The sequence below is a fragment of the Pseudobutyrivibrio sp. UC1225 genome, from assembly GCF_900115215.1.
Classification (GTDB): Bacteria; Bacillota; Clostridia; order Lachnospirales; family Lachnospiraceae; genus Pseudobutyrivibrio.
On sequence record NZ_FOVQ01000014.1, the window covers coordinates 25,952 to 46,463 of the forward strand.

A 20,512-nucleotide genomic window follows, 5' to 3' on the forward strand; every position below is an offset into this window, starting at 1 on the left:
AGGGTAGGTTTAATGTATAAGAAAAAGAAAAAGTTTTGGGCAAAGCACTGGGATGTAATTGTATTAGACACAATATCAGCTTTGATAGCTATGATAATTGCCCTGTTTTTCCGCTTCGATAAAATACTTTTCTGGGATGTAATCCCTCATGAGTATATCTATGAAAATATCCTGATTATGATTATTTTTGCCAGCGTTTTAAATGCAGCACTTAGAGATCCATACACAGGTATAGTTCATAGAAATAAGTGGCAGGAGTTAAAGGCAGTTGTAATTCACTCTTTTGTGAACTTATGTGGAATATTAATATTCCTTTATGCATTCAGATATTCAAATCGTATTTCCAGAGCCGTCATTTTGACATGGTTCGCACTTATGATTTTAATCATGTTTGCATCGCGTATTGTTTTTAAGCGTATCGTACGTATGCGCAAGCATGATGACAGCTTAAAATCAACAATGCTTGTTATTGCCGATTCCAGCACTATCAATCACTGTCTCAGCCAGTTAGCAGCATCAGATTATGTTGAGTATAAGGTTGTAGGCTGTGCTATCATTGATAAGGATTGGGTTGGTAAGAAAATTCAGGGTGTTCCTGTTGTTGGTGATTGTGATTCTGTATTCGAATATATTCGTACACATGTAGTCGATGAGGTATTCATCGATGGAAGGAACAGATACAGTGAGGAGCTTCTTGCTGAGCGCCTTACAGATTTGGGATGTACAGTTCACATTTCACTTATCCATACAGAGCACTTAATGAAGAACCGTGCTATTGAGTATTACGGTGATTACATCACCATGACTACAAGTATGCACATGGCTACAAACCGCGAAGCATTCTGCAAGCGTACAATAGATATCATAGGCAGTCTTGTGGGATTAATTATCTGTGCAGTCGCATTTATTTTCATAGCACCTGTAATCAAGATTCAGGCCCCAGGCCCTGTATTCTTCTCACAGACACGTATAGGAAAGAACGGTCGTCGCTTTAAGTTCTACAAGTTCCGAAGCATGTACACTGATGCTGAGGAGCGTAAAAAAGAGCTTATGGATCAGAATGAAATGAATGGACTTATGTTCAAGATGGAGAACGATCCTCGTATCTTCCCAGCAGGTCATTTCATTAGAAAGTATTCTATCGATGAGCTTCCACAGTTCTGGAATGTTTTAATCGGAGATATGTCTCTGGTTGGTACAAGACCACCTACAGAGAATGAGTTTGTACAGTATGAGTTGCATCACAAAGCTCGTCTTGCCAGCCGTCCAGGTCTTACAGGAATGTGGCAGGTAAGCGGTAGAAGTGATATCACAGACTTCGAAGAAGTCGTGGCACTTGATACAGAATATATTAAGAATTGGTCACTTGGACTTGATTTGCAGATTATCCTTAAGACAATCGCAGTTGTAGTAAAGGGCTCAGGTTCTAAATAGACAAATAGACCTAGTAAAGGGTATAATATCCTTTACTAGGTTAATTTTATATTGGAGACAAAAAATGAAAATTTCGGTAATCACACCTTTTTATGAGGGTGATAAATATATGGATAATTTAGTGGATATACTTATTGCCAACGAATTATCCCTTACAAAAATGGGGCATGAGCTTGAGGTGATTCTTGTAAATGACAGTCCATGGAAAAAGCTTGAGGCACCTGCTTCTGAGGGGCAGTTTATTAAGGTAATTACTAATCCAGAAAACAAAGGTATTCACTATAGCAGAGTGTCAGGATTATCAGAAGCCTCTGGTGATTACATCATGTTTTTGGATCAGGATGATTCCCTTACAGAGGACGCACTTGTAAAGTTGCTTAAATCAGCGCTGACTTCTCAGTCTGATGTTGAAGTAGCAAATGCTTCACTAGAGCAGTCAGACGGCAGCAGGCTTTTATGGTATCGTAATAGCGCACACAAGGCTTTGATTGGAGATTTGAATACGTATTTACGAATCGGCATTCAGATTATCTCCCCGGGTCAGTGCCTTATCAAAAAGTCTTCTGTACCAGAGTTCTGGAAGGAACATATTATGACAGAAAATGGAGCAGATGATTATTTCCTTTGGCTGTTGATGTTGGCTAAGGGCATGAAATTCCATTATTATGATGAGCCACTATATGTTCACAGATACACTTCAGCTAATCTATCTGCAGACACTACAGTTACAGATAAATCAGTATTTGATTTCATTGATTTGCTTCATGACTGCGAGTATTTTAAGCAGGAAGATATTTTCACACTTCATGAAATGATTAGTTACAAGAATCAGTTTAGAGCCAGTGGTACATTTGGAAAGATTACCTGCTCGTTGGCTAATCTTGGTTTGTTTATTGATAATGTTAAATTTAAGAAGAAAACAGGTACTGGATACGGGTTTAACAGATAATGAGAGATACAGCTATACTTCTTGCTACCTATAATGGTGAACAATACCTTAGGCAGCAGCTAGACAGTCTTTTTGGACAGACTAGTCAGGAATTTAGACTGGTAGTTCATGATGATGGCTCTACAGATTCAACTGTAGATATAATAAATGAATATCGTGATAAATACCCTGACAGGATAGAGATTTTGTATGGTGATTCCTGTGGCGGTCCAAAGGAGAATTTTCTATGGATGCTGGGCAAAACAGAAGCAGATTATTATATGTTCTGTGATCAGGATGATGTTTGGTTTCCAGAAAAGGTGAAGCGGTCCGTGGAAGCCTTGGAAGAAGCTGAGGGGATGATTCATTATGAAGGGGATGAGGTTCAGCCGGTATGTGTATTTACGGATATGGTTGTTGCCGATGATAATCTGAATAATCTATCTGATTCCTTCATAAGATATATTGGTCGTTTGCCATCAAATACGGCATATACTCAAATCTTAATAGATAATCCAGCTGCTGGATGCACGATGTGCTTTAATCGTCAGCTCAGGGATTTGGTAGTTCAGCTTGAGCCAGAATTAGATATGAAAAATATCCCAATGCACGATGCACTGGTTTTGGAAATTGCAGCGATTATGGGGAAGGTGGTTGCTATTGATGAGCCACTGGCATATTATAGACAGACAGGTCATAATACCATGGGAGCTGTAACAGAGACAGAATCAGATAAGGCCTCAAGAAATATTCAGGATTTGAAACAGGGGTCTATATTTGAAAAGAAAAAGGCTTTTGTTAATGAGTCCAGAGTATTTGCTGGTGAAATCGCAAAGGCAGAATGGCTTCCGAAGGACAAGAAGAATGTTCTTCTCCGTTACTCAAAGATTGGAGAGAAGGGGAAGTTCAAGCGAATGAGTTTTTATTCAAAAAATAATTTTACCAGAGCTCACCACAACCTATGGTTTAGGCTTTGGGTTTAGGAGAATAAAATGAAAAAAACATTATTGTACATGAAGAAGCATGCAGATTTTATCATTTTGGATTTGCTTGCCCTTATTATTGGTTACGTTGTAGTTGTTCAGTTTAGATATTTGGCAAGACCAGTTCACCATGGAGAGTTATTCTTTGATTATGGTGTTGTTCTGACAGCGGTATACTTTTTAATATTGCTCTTCAGCAAAAATTTATCAGGTGTAATTAAGCGAAGCTTTTTCAAGGAATGTCAGACCTTGCTGGTGCAGGTTTTTGTTAGCTGGGCATTTTTCACTGTAGTACTTTATGGTATCAAGACTGCTCAGAACTTTTCACGAAGCGTATATGCTGCAGCTTTTATTATCTGCTATATTTGCCTATTATTTGAGAGAAGTGCATTGAAATGCTTTATCAGATTTAGTCGCTTCCATTCCGCACTTTGTCCAAAGTTGATTATCGTTTGTGACAGCAATCACTCACAGGAGGTTATCAAAAGAGTACTTAAGGGTTCCTTTGAGAACGATTATGAAATCGTTGGTGTTGCTATGAACAACGAGGGCGCCACAGATTACATTGATCATTTTGATTCGCTGATTGGTCTGGATAAGCTTGAGGAATTTATTGCAAACAAAAAGATTGATGAAGCGTTTATCGAGGTTGCAGATGCAGGGGTAGAGACTCATGTAATCAATCTTCTTCTTAAGCACAATATTATCGCTCACCGCAGTCTAGAGGAGAGCACAATGAATTACGTAGAGCAGGAAATTGACGAGATTAGTGGTCACTACGTAATTACGATACGCGATACTCAGGTTTCATTTGTTACTAGAGCAGAGCGTCTCGAAACAAAGTTATTTAGAAAGTTAACAAAAAAGGATTAGTATGAAATCAGCAGTATTTTTTGATATAGATGGTACAATTTGGAATTATGATAAATTCATTCCTGAAAGTACTAAAGTTGCCATTAAAAAGCTCAGAGAGAACGGGCATCTGGCTTTTATATGCAGTGGCAGGGCTCGTGCCTTTATCAACGAGCCAGCGTTATTAGCTCTTGGATTTGATGGTATTGTTTGTTCTTGTGGTTGTCATATCGAGATAGATGGAAAGATTATCTATCAGAAGATTATCGATACAGATGTTGTAAAGGATACTCTTGAGATGATTCGAAGCTATGGCTTCAGACCTATCCTTGAGGGACCAAAGAATATTTACATGGATGATGATGAATTTGGTTTCGATGATCCATTTGGAAATGTTCTTAGAAGAGATGTAGGTGAGAATCTTGTTCCAGTTGGAGGCGATTATTACGGCGACTGGGTAATCAACAAAATGTCATGTGCCACCGAGGTAGAGGCTGACAAGAGATTAGAATGCTTTGATAAGCTTTCATGTCACTATCAGGTAATAGAACATAGCGATGAGATTTGTGAGCTTGTGCCAGTAGGTCATAACAAGGCTACAGGAATGATTAAGGCATGTGAGCTTGTTGGAATAGATTTGGCAAACACATACGCAATCGGTGATAGCGAAAATGATCTTGATATGCTTCAGGCTGCTCATGTAGGTATAGCCATGGGAAATGGTACCGACAGAGCAAAGGAAGCAGCAGATTATGTTACTACCGATTTTGATAAAGACGGAATTTATAATGCACTTAAGCATTTTGGATTAATTTAACAGACTACAAAAGCACCCATCAAAGGGTGCTTTTGTGATGTGATTAGTAATGAGCTGTAAAGCTGTTTATTCTTACATAGGTGAAGGCATCTGCTACGTAAGCATTAGGGTTTCCTGAAGGTGACCAGTTCTGGGTAACTACTTCAGCGTTAATTGTCATTCTACAATTTTTAAGATCCTTATCAGTTACTCCAGTGCGGAGTTTTACAGTAAAGGTATTTGAAAACTGATAACCTCCCACCTCATTTGCCATGCCGGTAGTGGTGGCTGCATTACGTCCTAACTCTTCACCTGTGGCTGAGAACACTTGAATTACAAGATTGGTAAGTTCGTTTCCGTAATCCATATTTACAGTAATAGATTTTGTTCCAGATTTAATAACTCCCGGTAATACAGATGCTGAGATAGTAGTACGAGCCAGCTTATAGCTTTCACTTGATTTTGAACCACCTGAAAAAACCGCATTACTACTTGATGCGCTTTTATATAGAACGCCTGATGTATTAGTAGCATCAAGATTGATTGTTTCTGAGGTACTTCCATTTGTCTTAGATATACGCTTTGTGACAGTACTATCTACATAAGGGCAATATGCGGTATATACCAGGTAATTACCTTCAGTAGTGATTTCAGAGGACACTGTAATTGGCTTTACCTTATGAGAAGCCTCCTTTGTACAGTAAGGCTTAAAGGTAGCCTCTGCATAGTCTTTTGCCCAGGTTATCGTGTCATTATCTTCTGATACTGTATAGTTGTGTCCATTTGCTATACAGTCAGGATAATAGCCTTCCAAATATACAGTTCCACTAATGCTGACAGCGGCAATTGATGTGAAGCTTGAAGGAGAGCCATTTGGATAATTTAAATCATAGCTTTTATGAGATTGTGCAGTTATGTTAATTTGTGCTCCAGCACGTTCTACATCAGTAAGTCCACCGATGTAGAAGCGGAGCCCCTGTGATGTGAAAACAGCCTGAACTCTAGATTGATTTTTATCGGTGGCAATTGGATTGCCATTTACTGTGACGGACCAGCTAACCAACTTGTTTTCAACGAACCAGCCCTGAGTGGCAGGTTCCTTAAGCCCAGTTACATATACAAAGGAAGAGGAATTGATAAGACCAAGTTTTCCAAGCGGTAATGAGGCAGTTCCAACGTGGACTGCAGTAACATCACCATTGCCGTCTGAAGCATAATCTCTTGTGGTGGCACTGTAGCCATAGTAGCCACCTCCTGTATAGAAGGGGCGGAAGAATTTACCACTTTGACCAGCACCGGAATGCTTGGCAGTGAAGCGTGTGCCATAGCCATATTCACCATTGGTATCATTAATTAGGTTGGCAGTTGCTGAGCAGCCATTGATATATTTCATGGCAGCACTATTTTTGTAAAGCAGATAAGCAACACGCTCAACATCGTTAGCATTGCTTATACATTTAGCATGAGAGCCACATACTGAGGCTGATTCATTGCCACAACACCAACCGTCAGCCAGGGCAAAAACTGAACAGATATCATCGTATTTTTCAAGGTCTTTAATATTGATTTTATCGTTCATATTAAGCCAGGCTCCCATACCTTTTCCAGTGCTTACTACATAATTGAAAAATTCCTGTCCTTTACCACCTTTGTCATTGGCGGCATATTTGGAACGGGCAATCAAATCGTAGATTGAGGGATACTTTTTAGCCAGAGAGTTTTCGCTAATAGTCAGGTATTGATCATATAAATACTCTTGATACGACTTAAGCCATTCTACCTGCTTATCAGAAAGATAACTTTCATTTCCATCACCTTCATACAAAGATGCCAGTGTAGTTAGAACATAAAGGTCATATGAAATTCCATTGTAGGAACCATCCTTAAGAATATTATCGTCGGAGCCTTTTTTAGTACCGATGTATAAACCCTCTGATGTAAGGTCTGCAATCTTAGTGGCAAAAATAGTATATGTATCTGGGTTAGAAAGATAATTGCAAACGTTTTTTTGCATAATTTCATTTGTAGTTTTTTCAGCCAGTCCAAGAATTTCTCCCAGGAACTCTGTATTATTTTTTATCGTATTTCCGAAGTAGGCTTCGAAGTCTCCAGTGGAACCAGTAATTTTTCCATTTTGAGTTCCGTCCGATAAAAGCTTAATAGTTCCATCATTACTAGAATAGTAATCGTCGTATTTTTCTATCCAGGATGTAAAACCTTCTTTATCAGCATTCCAGTTTGCTTCCTCATAAAAAAGTTTTTCCCATAACATTTTAACAACCTCACTTTTCTGGCTGGAGTTAAGTGATAAATAGTGAGGGATTTCGTTTCGGAAGGGGATGAAGATTTTTTCAGAGCTGGGTTTATGAGTGAGAGAGAGTTCAGATGCCAATGCTACATTTGTTGTGGCGGGCACCACAAGTGAAGCTGCCAGTACAAAGGACAGGGCAGGCTTCAGAAATTTATTTAATTGATTTATCTTAAACATTACTTAATATCCTTTTCGTAAAGCGTTACATTCTTCTTTGTTTCATTATCGTACTCATCCACCAAGGTATAGGAGGCTTTGATTTTGATAACTTCAGTTTCATTTTTGTTATAGTAGACTTCCATGGATAAATCCTCAGGACAGCTGCCTGAAATATCAAGTGCATCAAAAGCAGACTTTTCTGCATTGTTAAATTTATTTTCAGAGTCGATCACAATAGATATTGCCTTGTTAATAGAAAGCTCATCATAGGCCTTGAAAGTCGCTTCATAGCACATGCAGTATTCCTCAGAAAGATAGCCCTCATCATCTACAATAATAGTTGGGACGAAGCCTTTGATAGAAACAGAGGAGTCTCTTTCAGGTTTATCAGGCTCATCCTCGAGATTTTCATCATCGTTCTCTGCTTCTTGGTCAGTCTCAGAATCATCTTCAGAGTCTGTTTCGCTCTCTTCTTCAGACTCTTCCTGTTCAGGAGTTTCTTCTGTAACATTTTCATCTACAATTTCTTCCTGAACTACATCTTCAGAATCTTCAGCGTAAGCGATGATTGGTGTTCTAAGGACGAACATGGAGAAGATTACAGATATAGTAATTAATTTTTTAAAACTCATTACAGGCACCTCCTAGAATGGCTTGAAATCTGAACCGTCAACATAGTAACCATAGCAACCATTCTGATAGCCGAAGTCAAATTCATACTGGCCATCGTGGTCAGAAGTACGATCGTTAAGAATTTCTATAGCTTCCCAGATTTTCGCATGAGCTTCTTCAGCGGCTGTAGTTGCATCTGAAATATCGCCACGAAGCTTTTCATCATTTTCAAGGGATGTGGACTGAGCATTGGAAATCGCCTGAGATAAATCATCCTTATCCTTCTTTTCAATAGACTGATTTTTGGAAACAGTGTTAGTGAGCTCATCTACAAGCTGAAGAAGTTCGCTGTAGTGCTCCATATCACTAGATGAGGCAGAATTGAACTTGCTTTCAAGGTCGCCCCTGATTACTGAAATTTCTTTGCTGTTTGTCTGATATTTTGCATTGATGAGGTCATAAACTACTGACAGGTCATCCCTTGAAACTGAATCGCAGTTGTTAAAGTAATCCGCAATAATAGAATCCAGAGCCTGACGCTGTTCCTTAGAAAAGCCCTCCAAAGAATCGATGTAGTCATAAATCTCAGCAATAGCCTCAGCACTGGAAAGCTCAGAGGCATTCGAGTGACTTGCATTTAAAATATTCTTAAAGTTAATAAGCAAAAGAATAATCAAAGCAATAGCAAGCCCTGATAAGAAAAGTGCAAACCTGTTAAGGGTATTATCCTCTTTAACATATATTTTTTTGATTTGGGTAGAAAATCCCCTTGTATTTAATTTTTTATTCATTTCAATACTCCTTTTAATTAAATCTGTAAAGGAATATGAAAGTGGTTTAGATTCTGTTGAATTCCTGTGGGAAAATTGTTGAACCAACCTGATATAACATTTTGAAAAAAGACAAGCGCTAATATATCACGGGACAAAAATTATTGCAAGAGAAAAAAATGAAATGGATAGAAAAACTATAACACGGGCTTTGAAATCACCTTGACAGATTAAGGAAATACTTATATCATAAGTTAAGTTTTTTAATGCGATGATGAAGAGGAGTAATCAGTGTCGTCCTGTAGAGAGGGTCGCTCACCGGCTGAAAGGTGACCTAGGAGCTGAGCTGACGAAGGTAGCTTCGGAGCAGGTGGTGAACAAAGTGCCCTGGGGCAGACAAGCCATCCGAGTCGTTCCCGTAAGGAATAAGATGAGATATAAATGCAGGTGGTAACGCGAATCTTCGCCCTGTGTGTCGAATTTACCGACGCACGGGGCTTTTTTAATGCCTAGAAAGGAAGAGAAAATGAAAGAATTAGCTAAGACTTATGATCCTAAGGGTCTTGAAGACAGACTCTATAAAAAGTGGGAGGAAAATGGCTATTTCCACGCTGAGGTAGACCGCAGCAAGAAGCCATTTACCATCGTTATGCCTCCTCCAAATATCACAGGACAGCTCCATATGGGACATGCCCTTGATAACACAATGCAGGATATTCTTATTAGATATAAAAGAATGCAGGGCTACTCAGCTCTTTGGCAGCCAGGTACAGACCATGCAGCTATCGCTACAGAGGTAAAGGTTATCGAGCACCTTAAGAAGCAGGGTATTGAGAAGGATAGCCTTGGTCGTGAGGGCTTCCTTGAGAAGTGCTGGGACTGGAAGGATGAGTACGGCACACGTATCATCAACCAGCTTAAGAAGATGGGTTCTTCTGCTGACTGGGAGCGCGAGAGATTCACAATGGACGAAGGCTGCTCAAAGGCTGTTGAGGAAGTATTCGTTAAGCTTTTCAACGAAGGCTACATCTACAAGGGCAACCGAATCATCAACTGGTGTCCAGTTTGTCAGACATCTATCTCTGATGCTGAGGTTGAGCATGAGGAGCAGGCAGGTCACTTCTGGCACATGAAGTACGAGATCGTTGGCGAGCCAGGTCGTTTCGTTACTTTCGCTACTACACGTCCAGAGACAATGCTTGGTGATACAGCTGTTGCTGTTAACCCTAAGGATGAGAGATATCAGGATATCATCGGTAAGACTGTAATGCTTCCATTTGTTAATCGTGAGATTCCAGTTGTTGCTGATGAGTATGTTGATATGGAATTTGGTACTGGTGTTGTTAAGATTACACCAGCTCACGACCCTAACGATTTCGAGGTTGGTAAGAGACATAATCTTCCAGTTATAAATATCCTTAATGACGACGCTACTATCAATGCAAACGGTGGCGAGTTTGAGGGAATGGATAGATATGAGGCTCGTGAAATCATCGTTAAGAAGATGGACGAGATGGGACTTCTTGTTAAGATTGAAGACCACACTCATAACGTAGGAACACACGATAGATGTAACACAACTGTAGAGCCTATGGTTAAGCCACAGTGGTTCGTTGCTATGGAAGAGCTTGCAAAGCCAGCTATCGAGGCTATCAAGACAGGTGAGCTTCAGTTCGTTCCTAAGAACTACGATAAGACATATTTACACTGGCTTGAGAACATCCGTGATTGGTGTATTTCACGTCAGTTATGGTGGGGACACAGAATCCCTGCATACTACTGCGAGAAGTGTGGTGAGACAGTTGTTGCACGTTCAGCAGATGCTCCAACAGTTTGTCCTAAGTGCGGACACGACCACATGAAGCAGGATGAGGATACACTTGATACATGGTTCTCATCAGCACTTTGGCCATTCTCAACACTTGGCTGGCCAGAGAACACAGAGGAGCTTGATTACTTCTATCCAACAGACGTACTTGTTACTGGATACGACATCATCTTCTTCTGGGTAATCAGAATGGTATTCTCAGGATATGCTCACACAGGAAAGAGCCCATTCCACACAGTACTTATCCACGGTCTCGTTCGTGATTCACAGGGCCGTAAGATGTCTAAGTCACTTGGAAATGGTATTGATCCACTTGAGATTATTGATAATTATGGTGCAGATGCACTTCGTCTTACACTTATTACAGGTAATGCACCTGGTAACGACATGCGTTTCTACAACGAGCGTGTTGAGAACAGCCGTAACTTCGCAAACAAGGTTTGGAACGCTTCACGTTTCATCATGATGAACCTTGCAGATAACGCAGTTACAGAGCCAGCTGAGGCAGACCTTGCAACAGAGGATAAGTGGATTATTTCAGCAGTAAACACTTTAGCTAAAGATGTTACTGAAAATATGGATAAATATGAGCTTGGTATCGCAGTTCAGAAGGTATATGATTTTATTTGGGATCAGTTCTGCGACTGGTATATCGAGATTGTAAAGCCAAGAATGTACTCTCAGGAGTATACAGCTAGCAAGAATGCAGCACTTTGGACAGCTAAGTTTGCACTTACAAATGCCCTTAAGATGCTTCACCCATTCATGCCATTCATCACAGAAGAAATCTTCTGCACACTTCAGAGCGAAGAGGAGACAATCATGCTTTCAGCTTGGCCTGAGTATGATGAGACAAAGAACTTCCCAGTAGAGGAAGCAAAGGTTGAGCGCGCAAAGGACGTTGTTCGTGGTATGAGACAGCTTCGTACAGATATGGATGTTCCACCTTCAAAGAAGGCAGCTATCCACATCGTATCTGATAATGCAGAAGTACGTGCTATCTTCGATGAGATTACACCTATCTTTGCAACACTTGCAGGTGCAACAGACGTAATCGTTCAGGCAGACAAGCTTGGCATCGGAAGTGATGCAGTTTCTGCTGTAATCCCAGATGCAACACTTTTCGTTCCACTTGAGGATCTTGTAGACTTCGAGAAGGAGAAGGAGCGTCTCACAAAGGAGAAGGAGAAGCTCGAGAAGGAGCTTGCTCGTTCACGCGGAATGCTTTCAAATGAAAAATTTATGAGCAAGGCACCAGAAGCAAAGGTTGCCGAGGAGCGTGAAAAGCTCGCAAAATATGAGGCTATGATGGCTCAGGTAGAAGCTAGATTAGCCTCTATGAAATAGGAGGAAAATAAAATGGATGTAAAGAATATTTTAAGCAAGTGCGATCACACATTACTCGGTGTAGACGCTACATGGAACGATATTAAGGGAATCGTAGATGATGGTATGAAGTACGAGACTGCTTCAGTATGTATCCCAGCAAGCTTTGTAAAGCAGGCTGCTGAGTACGTAAAGGAGCAGGGCGGAAATCTTCCAATCTGTACAGTAATCGGTTTCCCAAATGGCTATGCTACAACAGCTTCTAAGTGCTTCATGGCAACAGATGCTGTAGATAACGGTGCTTCAGAAGTAGATATGGTTATCAATGTTGGTTGGGTTAAGGAAGGACGTTACGATGATGTTCTTGCTGAGATTAACGCAATCAAGGCTGCCTGCAAGGGTAAGCTTCTTAAGGTTATCATCGAGTGCTGCCTTCTTACAGATGAAGAGAAGATTAAGATGTGCGAAGTAGTATCTAAGTCAGATGCTGATTACATCAAGACTTCTACAGGCTTCTCTACAGGCGGAGCTACCTTTGAGGATATCAAGCTTATGGCAGACCATATGACAAACGGAAAGCTTATCAAGGCGGCTGGTGGTATCGCTGATCTTGAGGATGCTCAGAAGTTTATCGACCTTGGTGCTTCAAGACTTGGAACAAGCCGTGTTGTTAAGGCTGTAAAGGGTCTTCCAAACGACGGTAAGTACTAAGCCGTATTAAAATGCCTCAAACGTGAAAATTTAATGAAAAATACGCAAAATTTAGTGAACTTTATGACAAAGCTCAATTATTGAAATATAATTAAGCTATTCAGAATAGGCTTATTGTGAGCATATTTTGAACCGAAATAGTAAGTGAAGGACTAAATTTACACTTTTTTCATGTGGGGGACTTATGGCATTACCAGCACAAGCGCCAAAAGTACAAGTTTCATCTAATGGTTTGGAGGCCACTTTGACCTTCAAGATTCCTGACGGCAAAAACGAGGTACCAAGCTTTTCTGCAGCCCAGTTGCTTGGCTTCTTGAATAATGCCAATGTTACTTTTGGAATTGACCAGGATATGCTAAAGCGTCTGTCTGACAGCCCAATCTACGGTAAACCTATAAAGGTTGCCGAGGGAACGGCACAGCAGCAGGGCACCCCAGGGTATTTTGAATATACTTTTGATACTAAATTTAACAGAACGCCTACCATCCGTCCGGATGGTACGGCTGATTATATGAGCATTAAAACCATCGAGACTGTACAAAAGGGTGATGTAATAGCTATTTATCATCCAGCAGTACAGGGTTCTCGTGGTATGTCTGTTCGTGGACAAATTCTTGAACCAAAGCCAGTGCGTGACCTGCCACCTCTTATTGGACGAGGCTTTGATCGTTCTAATGACAATCTTACCTACACAGCAAAGCTTGATGGAAAGATTGAGGTGAATCAGGGAAAGATTATTATCTCTCCAGTTCATGAGGTTCAGGGAGATGTTGGTATCGAAACTGGAAACATCAAGTTCAATGGTGATGTAATCATTCACGGCGGAGTTCGTGATGGCGCAGTTATCGATGCAGCAGGCAATGTAATTATCCATGGTCTTATTGAAGATTGTGATATCAGAGCTGGTAAGGATTTGTTCCTTATTTCTGGTGTAAAGGGTAATGAAAAGACAATGATTACCTGTGGTGGTTCCATTACTGCACAGTTTGTGGAGTATGCTATCATTAACTGCTCTGGAAATATAACAGCAGACTATTTCTTCAAAAGCAAGATTTCCTGTGATGGTAAAATTGAGCTTAGTGGTAACAATGCTTCTATTATTGGTGGATTCGTTTCCGCAGTACAGGGCATTGAGGCTAATGACATAGGAAATTCATTTGGAACTATTACTAATGTTTCTGTAGGCGTTGATATTGAGCGTACTGCAGAATTTGAAATGCTTGCCAAAAAGATTGAAGATCTCAATTCTAACGTAATGAAGATTAAGAAGGGAATTGAGGATTTTGATAAGCTTGGTGAGGAACGAGGAATTAATGTAAAGGAAGACCCTCGACGTATGCAGCTTCTTCGTGTTAGAATTCGAGATGAAGCTATTGTACAGGAAGAGACAAAGCGTCTTGCCAAGATGAAAGAAGTTATCGTATCTGGCAAGGATGCTTCTATTAAGGTGTTTAGGCGTATGTATGCTGGTGCCAATATTTCCATTGACGACCATCATGTTACTATTACAGATAATCACGAGAGAGTCGAGATTACCAAGACACCTGAGGGTGTAAAGCTTACAAGAATTACTGGTGAACGAGCAAAGGATAAATAAAATGATTGATTTCGAAGAAGAGTTAAAGAAGTTTGAGCCTGCAATTGAGGTCGAACAGGCCGAGGCTGATATTAAGGCCAGAGATTTAACGGATTTAACAGATTTACTTGTTAATATTTCATCGCAGCAGAATGCTACCGCGACAACAAAATAACGAGACAGGAATAAATAGCTTTTATTTACGGAGAATAATAAATGCAATGTTTTATGTGTGGTGCCGAAGTTGGTAACGAAAAAGTTTGTTACAATTGCGGCGCCGATATTTTGTTATACAAACAAATCGTATACACATCCTATGTGTTCTATAATCAGGGCTTGGAAAAGGCAAAGGTTCGCGATTTATCGGGAGCCATTGAAGCTTTGAAGACATCCCTCCAGTACTATAAGTACAATACCAGAGCCAGAAATCTTCTGGGTTTGTGCTACTATCAGGTGGGAGATACTGTCAGAGCTATCAATGAATGGGTTCTTTCCAAGAATCTTCAGGAGGAGGATAATCCGACTGCTGACAGATATCTTGCGGAAATCGAAAATGACCCAGGACTATTAACCAAGCTTAATTCCACTATCAAAAAATATAATCAGGCAATTGAATATTGTAAGGCCGGAAGCCGAGACCTGGCTATGATTCAACTGAAAAAGGTTATCAGCCAGAATCCTAATCTGGTAAAGGCACATCAGCTTTTGGCACTTTTGTATATACAGGATGAGAAGTATGCTGATGCAAGGAAGGTTCTTTCTGCAGCGGCAAAGATTGATAGTAATAATACTACTACCATTCGCTACATACATGAGGTAAAGGAGCTTCTCAAAGAGCAGAACACTGGTAAGCGCAGAAAAAAGAACGATGTGTTTACCTTCAATGACGGAAATGACACTGTCATTATGAACGAGCATGCCCTTAGAAGCATGTTGGACACCACAAAAACCAGTCTTATCAATATTGTTCTTGGTCTTGTGGTTGGATTGCTTATCTGCTTCTTCCTTATTGTTCCAACAGTTAAGGATAATATGGCAGAAGGAAACACAGACACAATCCTTGCCCTCAATGAGAATCTTTCTGAGGAAAGAGATAAAAATCAGGAGCTTCAGGAGGAGATTGATAAGCTGAAATCATCTCTTTCAGCATATGATGAGACACAGGATATCCCTACGTCCTATGAGAATTTGCTTGCAGCCCAGAATGCACACGCAGCAGGGGATGATGCAGCAGCTGCAGAGTCTATTCAGTTAGTATCAAAGGAAGTTCTTGGAACAGCAGGAAAGACTGCCTATGACAGCCTTTACACAACTCTGGCTCCAACAATTATTCAGGGATATTATGAAGATGGAAATACCTTCTACGGTGATGAAAACTACGAAAGTGCTATTGTAAACTTCCAAACTGTAGTTGATATTGATGAAAAATATAATAACGGTGCCGCGCTTTTCCTTTTAGGAGATTGCTACAGACTGACAGGAGATTCAGCCAAGGCACTGGAATGCTTTAATAAGGTGGTTGAGCTCTATCCAGGTAATCAGTGGGGACGTCAGGCTAAGGTTTATATAGCAGCTGATGATACAGAGCTTAGTGCCACAGAGGTAGGTGACTAATTTGACAGATTTTCAGTTAATCAAATTGGCGTTAGAGGCCAGAGAAATGGCGTATACTCCATATTCACATCACAAGGTTGGAGCTGCACTTTTATGTTCAGATGGTACAGTTTTTAAAGGCTGCAACATTGAAAATGCTGGGTATACTCCAACAAATTGTGCTGAGCGTACAGCTGTATTTAAAGCTGTCAGTGAAGGAAAAAAGGATTTTGAGGCTATAGCAATTGTCGGTGGAATGGATAATTTAAAATCATTACCACTTTGTGCGCCTTGTGGCGTATGTAGACAGGTTTTAAGAGAGTTTGTAGCGCCTGAAAAATTCAAAGTCCTGTTGGCAGAAGTAGAAGATGTGTCAAATGTATCTACAATTGAAGAAACTAGTGTGAAAATAACGACAATGACCCTATCAGAGCTGCTTCCGTTAGGCTTTGGCCCCGAAAATTTAGTGCTCTAATAGAGTAAATTCCTTGCAAAATATCCTAAATAATTTATAATTTTATTTAGGTGTTTTCAAATATTAAATGAAAACGTAATTAATAGGAGGAATTAAGAATGAAAAAGAAGTTATTAAGCGTACTTCTTGTAGCTTCAATGGTAGCTACTATGTTTGTTGGTTGTGGTTCATCATCTAGCGACTCAGCTTCAGATGCAACTGCTACAACAGAAGAGGGGGCAGCAGATGCTGCAGCTAGCGATAAGAAAATCGCGATGATCACAGACTCTGGTGATATCACAGATATGTCTTTCAACCAGACAACTTATGAGGCTTCAAAGGCATTTGCTGAGAAGAATGGAGTTGATTTCCAGTACTACAAGCCAACAGAGGATTCAGATGATGCTCGTATCGCTTCATTTGAGAACGCTGTTACAGATGGTTACAACGTAATCATTGTTCCTGGTTACCTTTTCGCAGGTATGATCGCTCAGTGTGCTGCAGATTATCCAAATGTTACAATCATCGCACTTGACTGCTCACAGGGTGATTTCGAGGGCGCTGGTATGACAGAGCTTCCAGAAAATGTTTGCTCATTCACATATCAGGAAGAGCTTGCTGGTTACATGGCAGGTTATGCAGCTGTTAAGGAAGGCTATAAGAAGCTTGGCTTCCTTGGTGGTATGGCTGTTCCAGCTGTTATCCGTTATGGTTTCGGTTTCGTTCAGGGATGTAACGATGCAGCTGTTGAGCTTGGCAATGCTTCAGATGTAGAAGTTAACTACGTATATGGTGGTCAGTTCTACGGTGATGACGCTATTACAGCTCAGATGGATACATGGTATTCAAATGGTACAGAAGTAGTATTCGCTTGTGGTGGTGGTATCTACACATCAGCTTGCGAGGCTGCTACAAAGGTTGACGGCAAGGTTATCGGTGTTGACGTTGACCAGGCTGGTACAATTGAGAACGCTTACGGCGTTGAGGGACTTTGCATTACTTCAGCTATGAAGGGTCTTGCAGCAACAGTTGATGCTACACTTACAGATCTCTTCGCTGGTAACTGGTCTAACTACGCTGGAAAGATCGAGAACCTTGGTATCGTATCAGGTACAGATCCTTCACTCAACTATGTTCAGCTTCCAACAGATACATGGACAATGACAAACTTCACAGTTGATGATTACAAGGCACTTGTTGCTTCATTAAACGATGGAACAATCAAGGTTAGCAACTCAACAGACGCTATGCCTTCAACTGAGATTACTGTTAAGGAATTCGACAATATTCACTAATTTCCCGTAGTAATTATATGAAACTATCAATAAGGGAAGGTCTAAACGCCTTCCCTTATTTTTAGAATAATGGATTATTCAAAGCTATATAAAACATTATTATCAATGAGGGAAGTATAATGATGTTTTCTATGGTTTTGCATTTCTAGGGAGAAAAGCATCATCAGAATATTTTAAAGCAATTAGAAAGGTGTATTGCGATGGAAGACTATGTAATTGAGATGTTGCATATCACAAAAGAGTTTCCAGGCATTATTGCAAATGACGATATCACTTTGCAATTAAAGCGTGGCGAAATTCATGCGCTTCTCGGGGAGAATGGCGCCGGAAAGTCCACACTTATGAGTGTATTATTTGGACTTTACACACCGGAAAAGGGAGTTATTAAAAAGGACGGTAAGGAAGTTAAGATTAACAACCCTAATGACGCTACTGACCTTGGTATTGGTATGGTACACCAGCATTTCATGTTGGTTGATATTTTCACAGTTTTAGACAACATTATTTTGGGTTCTGAGCCTAGCAAGTTTGGTTTCCTTACAAAGGCAGAGGCTCGCAAGAAGGTTATGGACTTATCTAATAAGTACAACCTTAAAGTAGATCCAGATGCATTAATCGAGGATATCACTGTTGGTATGCAGCAGCGTGTAGAAATCCTTAAGATGCTTTACAGAGATAATGACATTCTCATTTTCGATGAGCCTACAGCGGTTCTTACACCACAGGAAATCGATGAGCTCATGAAGATCATGAAGGACTTGGCTGCAGAAGGAAAGTCAATCCTCTTCATCACTCACAAGCTCAATGAGATTATGGAAGTTGCCGACAGATGCTCTATCCTTAGAAAGGGTAAGTATATCGGTACAGTTGACGTTGCTAACACTACAAAGGAAGAGCTTTCTTCTATGATGGTAGGACGTAACGTTAAGTTTGCTGTTGATAAGGTAGAGGCACAGCCTAAGGAAGAAGTTCTTAAGGTTGAGAATGTTTGCGTTAAGAGCAAGCTTCACTCAAATGATTCTGTACACAACGTATCTTTCAATGTTCGTGCAGGTGAAATCGTTTGTATCGCTGGTATCGATGGTAATGGTCAGACAGAGTTCGTTGGAGCTCTTACAGGTCTTGATGACATCTCTAGCGGTAAGATTACACTTTGTGGTGAGGATATCACAAAGAAGTCTATCCGTTATAAGAATACACATGGCATGAGCCATATTCCTGAGGACAGACATAAGCACGGTCTTGTTCTTGATTACTCTCTCGAGGAGAACATGATTCTTCAGAGATATTTTGAGCCAGAGTTCTCAAAGCACGGTATTATCAAGAAGGCAGACATGAGAAAGTATTCTGACAGACTTACAAAGGCATTCGATGTTCGTTCTGGTCAGGGTGCTAAGACTATTGTTCGTTCAATGTCTGGTGGTAATCAGCAGAAGGCTATCGTTGCCCGTGAGATGGATAGACAGCATGAGCTACTTATCGCTGTTCAGCCTACACGTGGTCTCGATGTTGGTGCTATCGAATACATCCACAAGGAAATCGTTAAGGAACGTGATAATGGCAAGGCCATCCTTCTTGTTTCTCTTGAATTAGACGAAGTTATGAACCTTTCTGATAGAATTCTTGTTATGTATGAAGGTGAGATAGTAGGTGAGGTTGATCCAAAGACTACTACACTTCAGGAATTAGGATTGTACATGTCAGGTGCTAAGCGTGATGACAGAAAGGAGGCTAAGTAATGGAGAAAACAAGTTTTATTAAACGACCAGCCGTACAGACATTACTTGCTTCAATTCTGTGTGCTATTTTAGGTATCGTTTTAGGTTATATTATTCTCTGCTTCATGAATGCAGAGCATGCTGGAGAAGGAATGGCAGCTATCCTTACCAACTTCTTCAAGTATCGTATCGCAAGCACTAATACTCTTATGAAGTATATGGGCTCATTTTTAGTAAAGTCAGTTCCAGTTATCCTTTGTGCAGAGGCTATCCTCTTTGCATATAAGGCTGGACTTTTCAACATCGGTGTTGCAGGTCAGTATACAGTTGGTATTATTGCCGCACTTTATACATCACTTGCACTTGGTTGGAGCTGGCCATTATGCTTACTTGCTACTATCGCAGCAGGTGCGCTTTGGGGCTTCATCGCAGGATGCTTCAAGGCATTCTTTAATGTAAACGAAGTTATTGCTGGTATCATGCTCAACTGGATTGGTCTTTACATTTGTAACATCATCATTGGTGGTGAGAAATGTATGAACCAGAGTAAGTCTGAGACATACGAAATCAGCGACTTAAATCCTTCAGGACTTCTTCCAGGATTCCTTCAGGATGTTTTTGGTGGCAACCAGTACATGACAATTGCTATTCCAATTACAGTTATTGTTGCTATCATCATTCTTGTAGTATTAAACAAGACTACTTTCGGTTATGAGCTTAAGGCTACAGGTCATAACAAAGAGGCTGCAAAGTACTCTGGTATGAATGCAAAGAGAAACATCATTCTCACTCTTGTTATTTCTGGTGGTATCGCAGGTATGGCTGCAGGCTTATATTACCTTACAGGCGTTGAGCACTTTAAGATTGCATCTTCAGTTCCAGGCATGGGCTTCAATGGAATCGCTGTTGCGTTCCTTGGTGGTCTTCATCCAATCGGAGCTATCATCGCCGGACTTTTTGTTGAGTACATCACACTTGGTGGTCAGTACCTCAACACAAATTATTACAATCCACAGGTTGCAGATCTTATGATTTCAATCATTATCTATCTCTGCGGATTTGTATTATTCTTCAGAACAATACTTAACAGACCAGGCAAGGTAAAGGTTAATGCCAATGCCGAGCCAGACAATACAGCTAATAAAGCTGAAGAAAAGGAGGTGTAA

Annotated in this window: 17 protein-coding genes; 14 read left to right on the forward strand and 3 right to left on the reverse strand. The window is 40.4% G+C overall.

Annotated elements, in window-relative coordinates:
- Positions 1 to 12: 12 nt before the first annotated feature.
- The 5 genes from BMZ41_RS13465 (at position 13) to BMZ41_RS13485 (ending at position 5,014) form a co-directional block, all read left to right on the forward strand.
- On the forward strand, positions 13 to 1,434 hold the full coding sequence (locus tag BMZ41_RS13465) for a sugar transferase (protein WP_090530516.1): 1,422 nt from the start codon (positions 13 to 15) through the stop codon (positions 1,432 to 1,434).
- Between the two features lie 64 nt (positions 1,435 to 1,498).
- Complete coding sequence (locus tag BMZ41_RS13470; protein ID WP_090168470.1) at positions 1,499 to 2,383, forward strand: glycosyltransferase family 2 protein; 885 nt, start codon at positions 1,499 to 1,501, stop codon at positions 2,381 to 2,383.
- Entirely contained in the window at positions 2,383 to 3,345 is a 963-nt protein-coding gene (locus tag BMZ41_RS13475; RefSeq protein ID WP_090168473.1) for a glycosyltransferase family 2 protein, read from the forward strand. The genes BMZ41_RS13470 and BMZ41_RS13475 overlap by 1 nt, the downstream gene beginning before the upstream one ends.
- Before the next feature lie 9 nt (positions 3,346 to 3,354).
- Positions 3,355 to 4,218 carry a Rossmann-fold NAD(P)-binding domain-containing protein gene (locus BMZ41_RS13480; RefSeq protein ID WP_090530519.1) on the forward strand — a complete coding sequence of 288 codons (864 nt, stop codon included), beginning with the start codon at positions 3,355 to 3,357 and terminating at the stop codon, positions 4,216 to 4,218.
- A 1-nt stretch (position 4,219) separates the two neighbouring features.
- Complete coding sequence (locus BMZ41_RS13485) at positions 4,220 to 5,014, forward strand: Cof-type HAD-IIB family hydrolase (RefSeq protein ID WP_090530522.1); 795 nt, start codon at positions 4,220 to 4,222, stop codon at positions 5,012 to 5,014.
- 43 nt (positions 5,015 to 5,057) lie between these two features.
- Here the strand turns inward: BMZ41_RS13485 and BMZ41_RS13490 are convergent, their stop codons facing one another.
- From BMZ41_RS13490 to BMZ41_RS13500, 3 genes are all read right to left on the reverse strand, one after another.
- Positions 5,058 to 7,265, reverse strand: a complete 2,208-nt coding sequence (locus tag BMZ41_RS13490) for a hypothetical protein (protein ID WP_090530525.1) — start codon at positions 7,263 to 7,265, stop codon at positions 5,058 to 5,060.
- A 215-nt stretch (positions 7,266 to 7,480) separates the two neighbouring features.
- Complete coding sequence (locus BMZ41_RS13495) at positions 7,481 to 8,095, reverse strand: hypothetical protein (protein ID WP_090530528.1); 615 nt, start codon at positions 8,093 to 8,095, stop codon at positions 7,481 to 7,483.
- 12 nt (positions 8,096 to 8,107) lie between these two features.
- Positions 8,108 to 8,866 (reverse strand): hypothetical protein, encoded by a 759-nt coding sequence (locus BMZ41_RS13500; protein ID WP_090530531.1) that lies wholly within the window; start codon positions 8,864 to 8,866, stop codon positions 8,108 to 8,110.
- A gap of 505 nt (positions 8,867 to 9,371) precedes the next feature.
- Between BMZ41_RS13500 and BMZ41_RS13505 the strand changes: the two genes are divergently transcribed.
- The 9 genes from BMZ41_RS13505 (at position 9,372) to BMZ41_RS13540 (ending at position 20,512) form a co-directional block, all read left to right on the forward strand.
- A complete protein-coding gene (locus tag BMZ41_RS13505) occupies positions 9,372 to 12,020 on the forward strand; it encodes a valine--tRNA ligase (RefSeq protein ID WP_090530595.1) in 2,649 nt (882 codons plus the stop codon).
- Between the two features lie 12 nt (positions 12,021 to 12,032).
- Positions 12,033 to 12,710: a deoxyribose-phosphate aldolase gene (gene deoC / locus BMZ41_RS13510; protein ID WP_090168492.1), complete on the forward strand. Its 678-nt coding sequence runs from the start codon at positions 12,033 to 12,035 to the stop codon at positions 12,708 to 12,710.
- 184 nt (positions 12,711 to 12,894) lie between these two features.
- On the forward strand, positions 12,895 to 14,307 hold the full coding sequence (locus BMZ41_RS13515; RefSeq protein ID WP_090530534.1) for a flagellar assembly protein A: 1,413 nt from the start codon (positions 12,895 to 12,897) through the stop codon (positions 14,305 to 14,307).
- Between the two features lies 1 nt (position 14,308).
- A complete protein-coding gene (locus tag BMZ41_RS15715) occupies positions 14,309 to 14,461 on the forward strand; it encodes a hypothetical protein (RefSeq protein ID WP_176754510.1) in 153 nt (50 codons plus the stop codon).
- Between the two features lie 41 nt (positions 14,462 to 14,502).
- Positions 14,503 to 15,900: a tetratricopeptide repeat protein gene (locus tag BMZ41_RS13520; protein WP_090530537.1), complete on the forward strand. Its 1,398-nt coding sequence runs from the start codon at positions 14,503 to 14,505 to the stop codon at positions 15,898 to 15,900.
- A gap of 1 nt (position 15,901) precedes the next feature.
- Positions 15,902 to 16,354 (forward strand): cytidine deaminase, encoded by a 453-nt coding sequence (locus BMZ41_RS13525; RefSeq protein ID WP_090530541.1) that lies wholly within the window; start codon positions 15,902 to 15,904, stop codon positions 16,352 to 16,354.
- Positions 16,355 to 16,452: 98 nt separating this feature from the next.
- Positions 16,453 to 17,628, forward strand: a complete 1,176-nt coding sequence (locus BMZ41_RS13530) for a BMP family lipoprotein (RefSeq protein ID WP_090530544.1) — start codon at positions 16,453 to 16,455, stop codon at positions 17,626 to 17,628.
- Positions 17,629 to 17,828: 200 nt separating this feature from the next.
- On the forward strand, positions 17,829 to 19,367 hold the full coding sequence (locus BMZ41_RS13535) for an ABC transporter ATP-binding protein (protein WP_090168505.1): 1,539 nt from the start codon (positions 17,829 to 17,831) through the stop codon (positions 19,365 to 19,367).
- A complete protein-coding gene (locus BMZ41_RS13540) occupies positions 19,367 to 20,512 on the forward strand; it encodes an ABC transporter permease (protein ID WP_090530547.1) in 1,146 nt (381 codons plus the stop codon). The genes BMZ41_RS13535 and BMZ41_RS13540 overlap by 1 nt, the downstream gene beginning before the upstream one ends.

What these genes read in the sequence shown, in the direction of transcription:
- BMZ41_RS13465 (WP_090530516.1), top strand. Translation starts at nt 13, where the DNA reads ATGTATAAGAAAAAGAAAAAGTTTTGGGCAAAGCACTGGGATGTAATT.
- BMZ41_RS13470 (WP_090168470.1), top strand. Translation starts at nt 1,499, where the DNA reads ATGAAAATTTCGGTAATCACACCTTTTTATGAGGGTGATAAATATATG.
- BMZ41_RS13475 (WP_090168473.1), top strand. Translation starts at nt 2,383, where the DNA reads ATGAGAGATACAGCTATACTTCTTGCTACCTATAATGGTGAACAATAC.
- BMZ41_RS13480 (WP_090530519.1), top strand. Translation starts at nt 3,355, where the DNA reads ATGAAAAAAACATTATTGTACATGAAGAAGCATGCAGATTTTATCATT.
- BMZ41_RS13485 (WP_090530522.1), top strand. Translation starts at nt 4,220, where the DNA reads ATGAAATCAGCAGTATTTTTTGATATAGATGGTACAATTTGGAATTAT.
- BMZ41_RS13490 (WP_090530525.1), bottom strand. Translation starts at nt 7,265, where the DNA reads ATGTTATGGGAAAAACTTTTTTATGAGGAAGCAAACTGGAATGCTGAT.
- BMZ41_RS13495 (WP_090530528.1), bottom strand. Translation starts at nt 8,095, where the DNA reads ATGAGTTTTAAAAAATTAATTACTATATCTGTAATCTTCTCCATGTTC.
- BMZ41_RS13500 (WP_090530531.1), bottom strand. Translation starts at nt 8,866, where the DNA reads ATGAATAAAAAATTAAATACAAGGGGATTTTCTACCCAAATCAAAAAA.
- BMZ41_RS13505 (WP_090530595.1), top strand. Translation starts at nt 9,372, where the DNA reads ATGAAAGAATTAGCTAAGACTTATGATCCTAAGGGTCTTGAAGACAGA.
- deoC (WP_090168492.1), top strand. Translation starts at nt 12,033, where the DNA reads ATGGATGTAAAGAATATTTTAAGCAAGTGCGATCACACATTACTCGGT.
- BMZ41_RS13515 (WP_090530534.1), top strand. Translation starts at nt 12,895, where the DNA reads ATGGCATTACCAGCACAAGCGCCAAAAGTACAAGTTTCATCTAATGGT.
- BMZ41_RS15715 (WP_176754510.1), top strand. Translation starts at nt 14,309, where the DNA reads ATGATTGATTTCGAAGAAGAGTTAAAGAAGTTTGAGCCTGCAATTGAG.
- BMZ41_RS13520 (WP_090530537.1), top strand. Translation starts at nt 14,503, where the DNA reads ATGCAATGTTTTATGTGTGGTGCCGAAGTTGGTAACGAAAAAGTTTGT.
- BMZ41_RS13530 (WP_090530544.1), top strand. Translation starts at nt 16,453, where the DNA reads ATGAAAAAGAAGTTATTAAGCGTACTTCTTGTAGCTTCAATGGTAGCT.
- BMZ41_RS13535 (WP_090168505.1), top strand. Translation starts at nt 17,829, where the DNA reads ATGGAAGACTATGTAATTGAGATGTTGCATATCACAAAAGAGTTTCCA.
- BMZ41_RS13540 (WP_090530547.1), top strand. Translation starts at nt 19,367, where the DNA reads ATGGAGAAAACAAGTTTTATTAAACGACCAGCCGTACAGACATTACTT.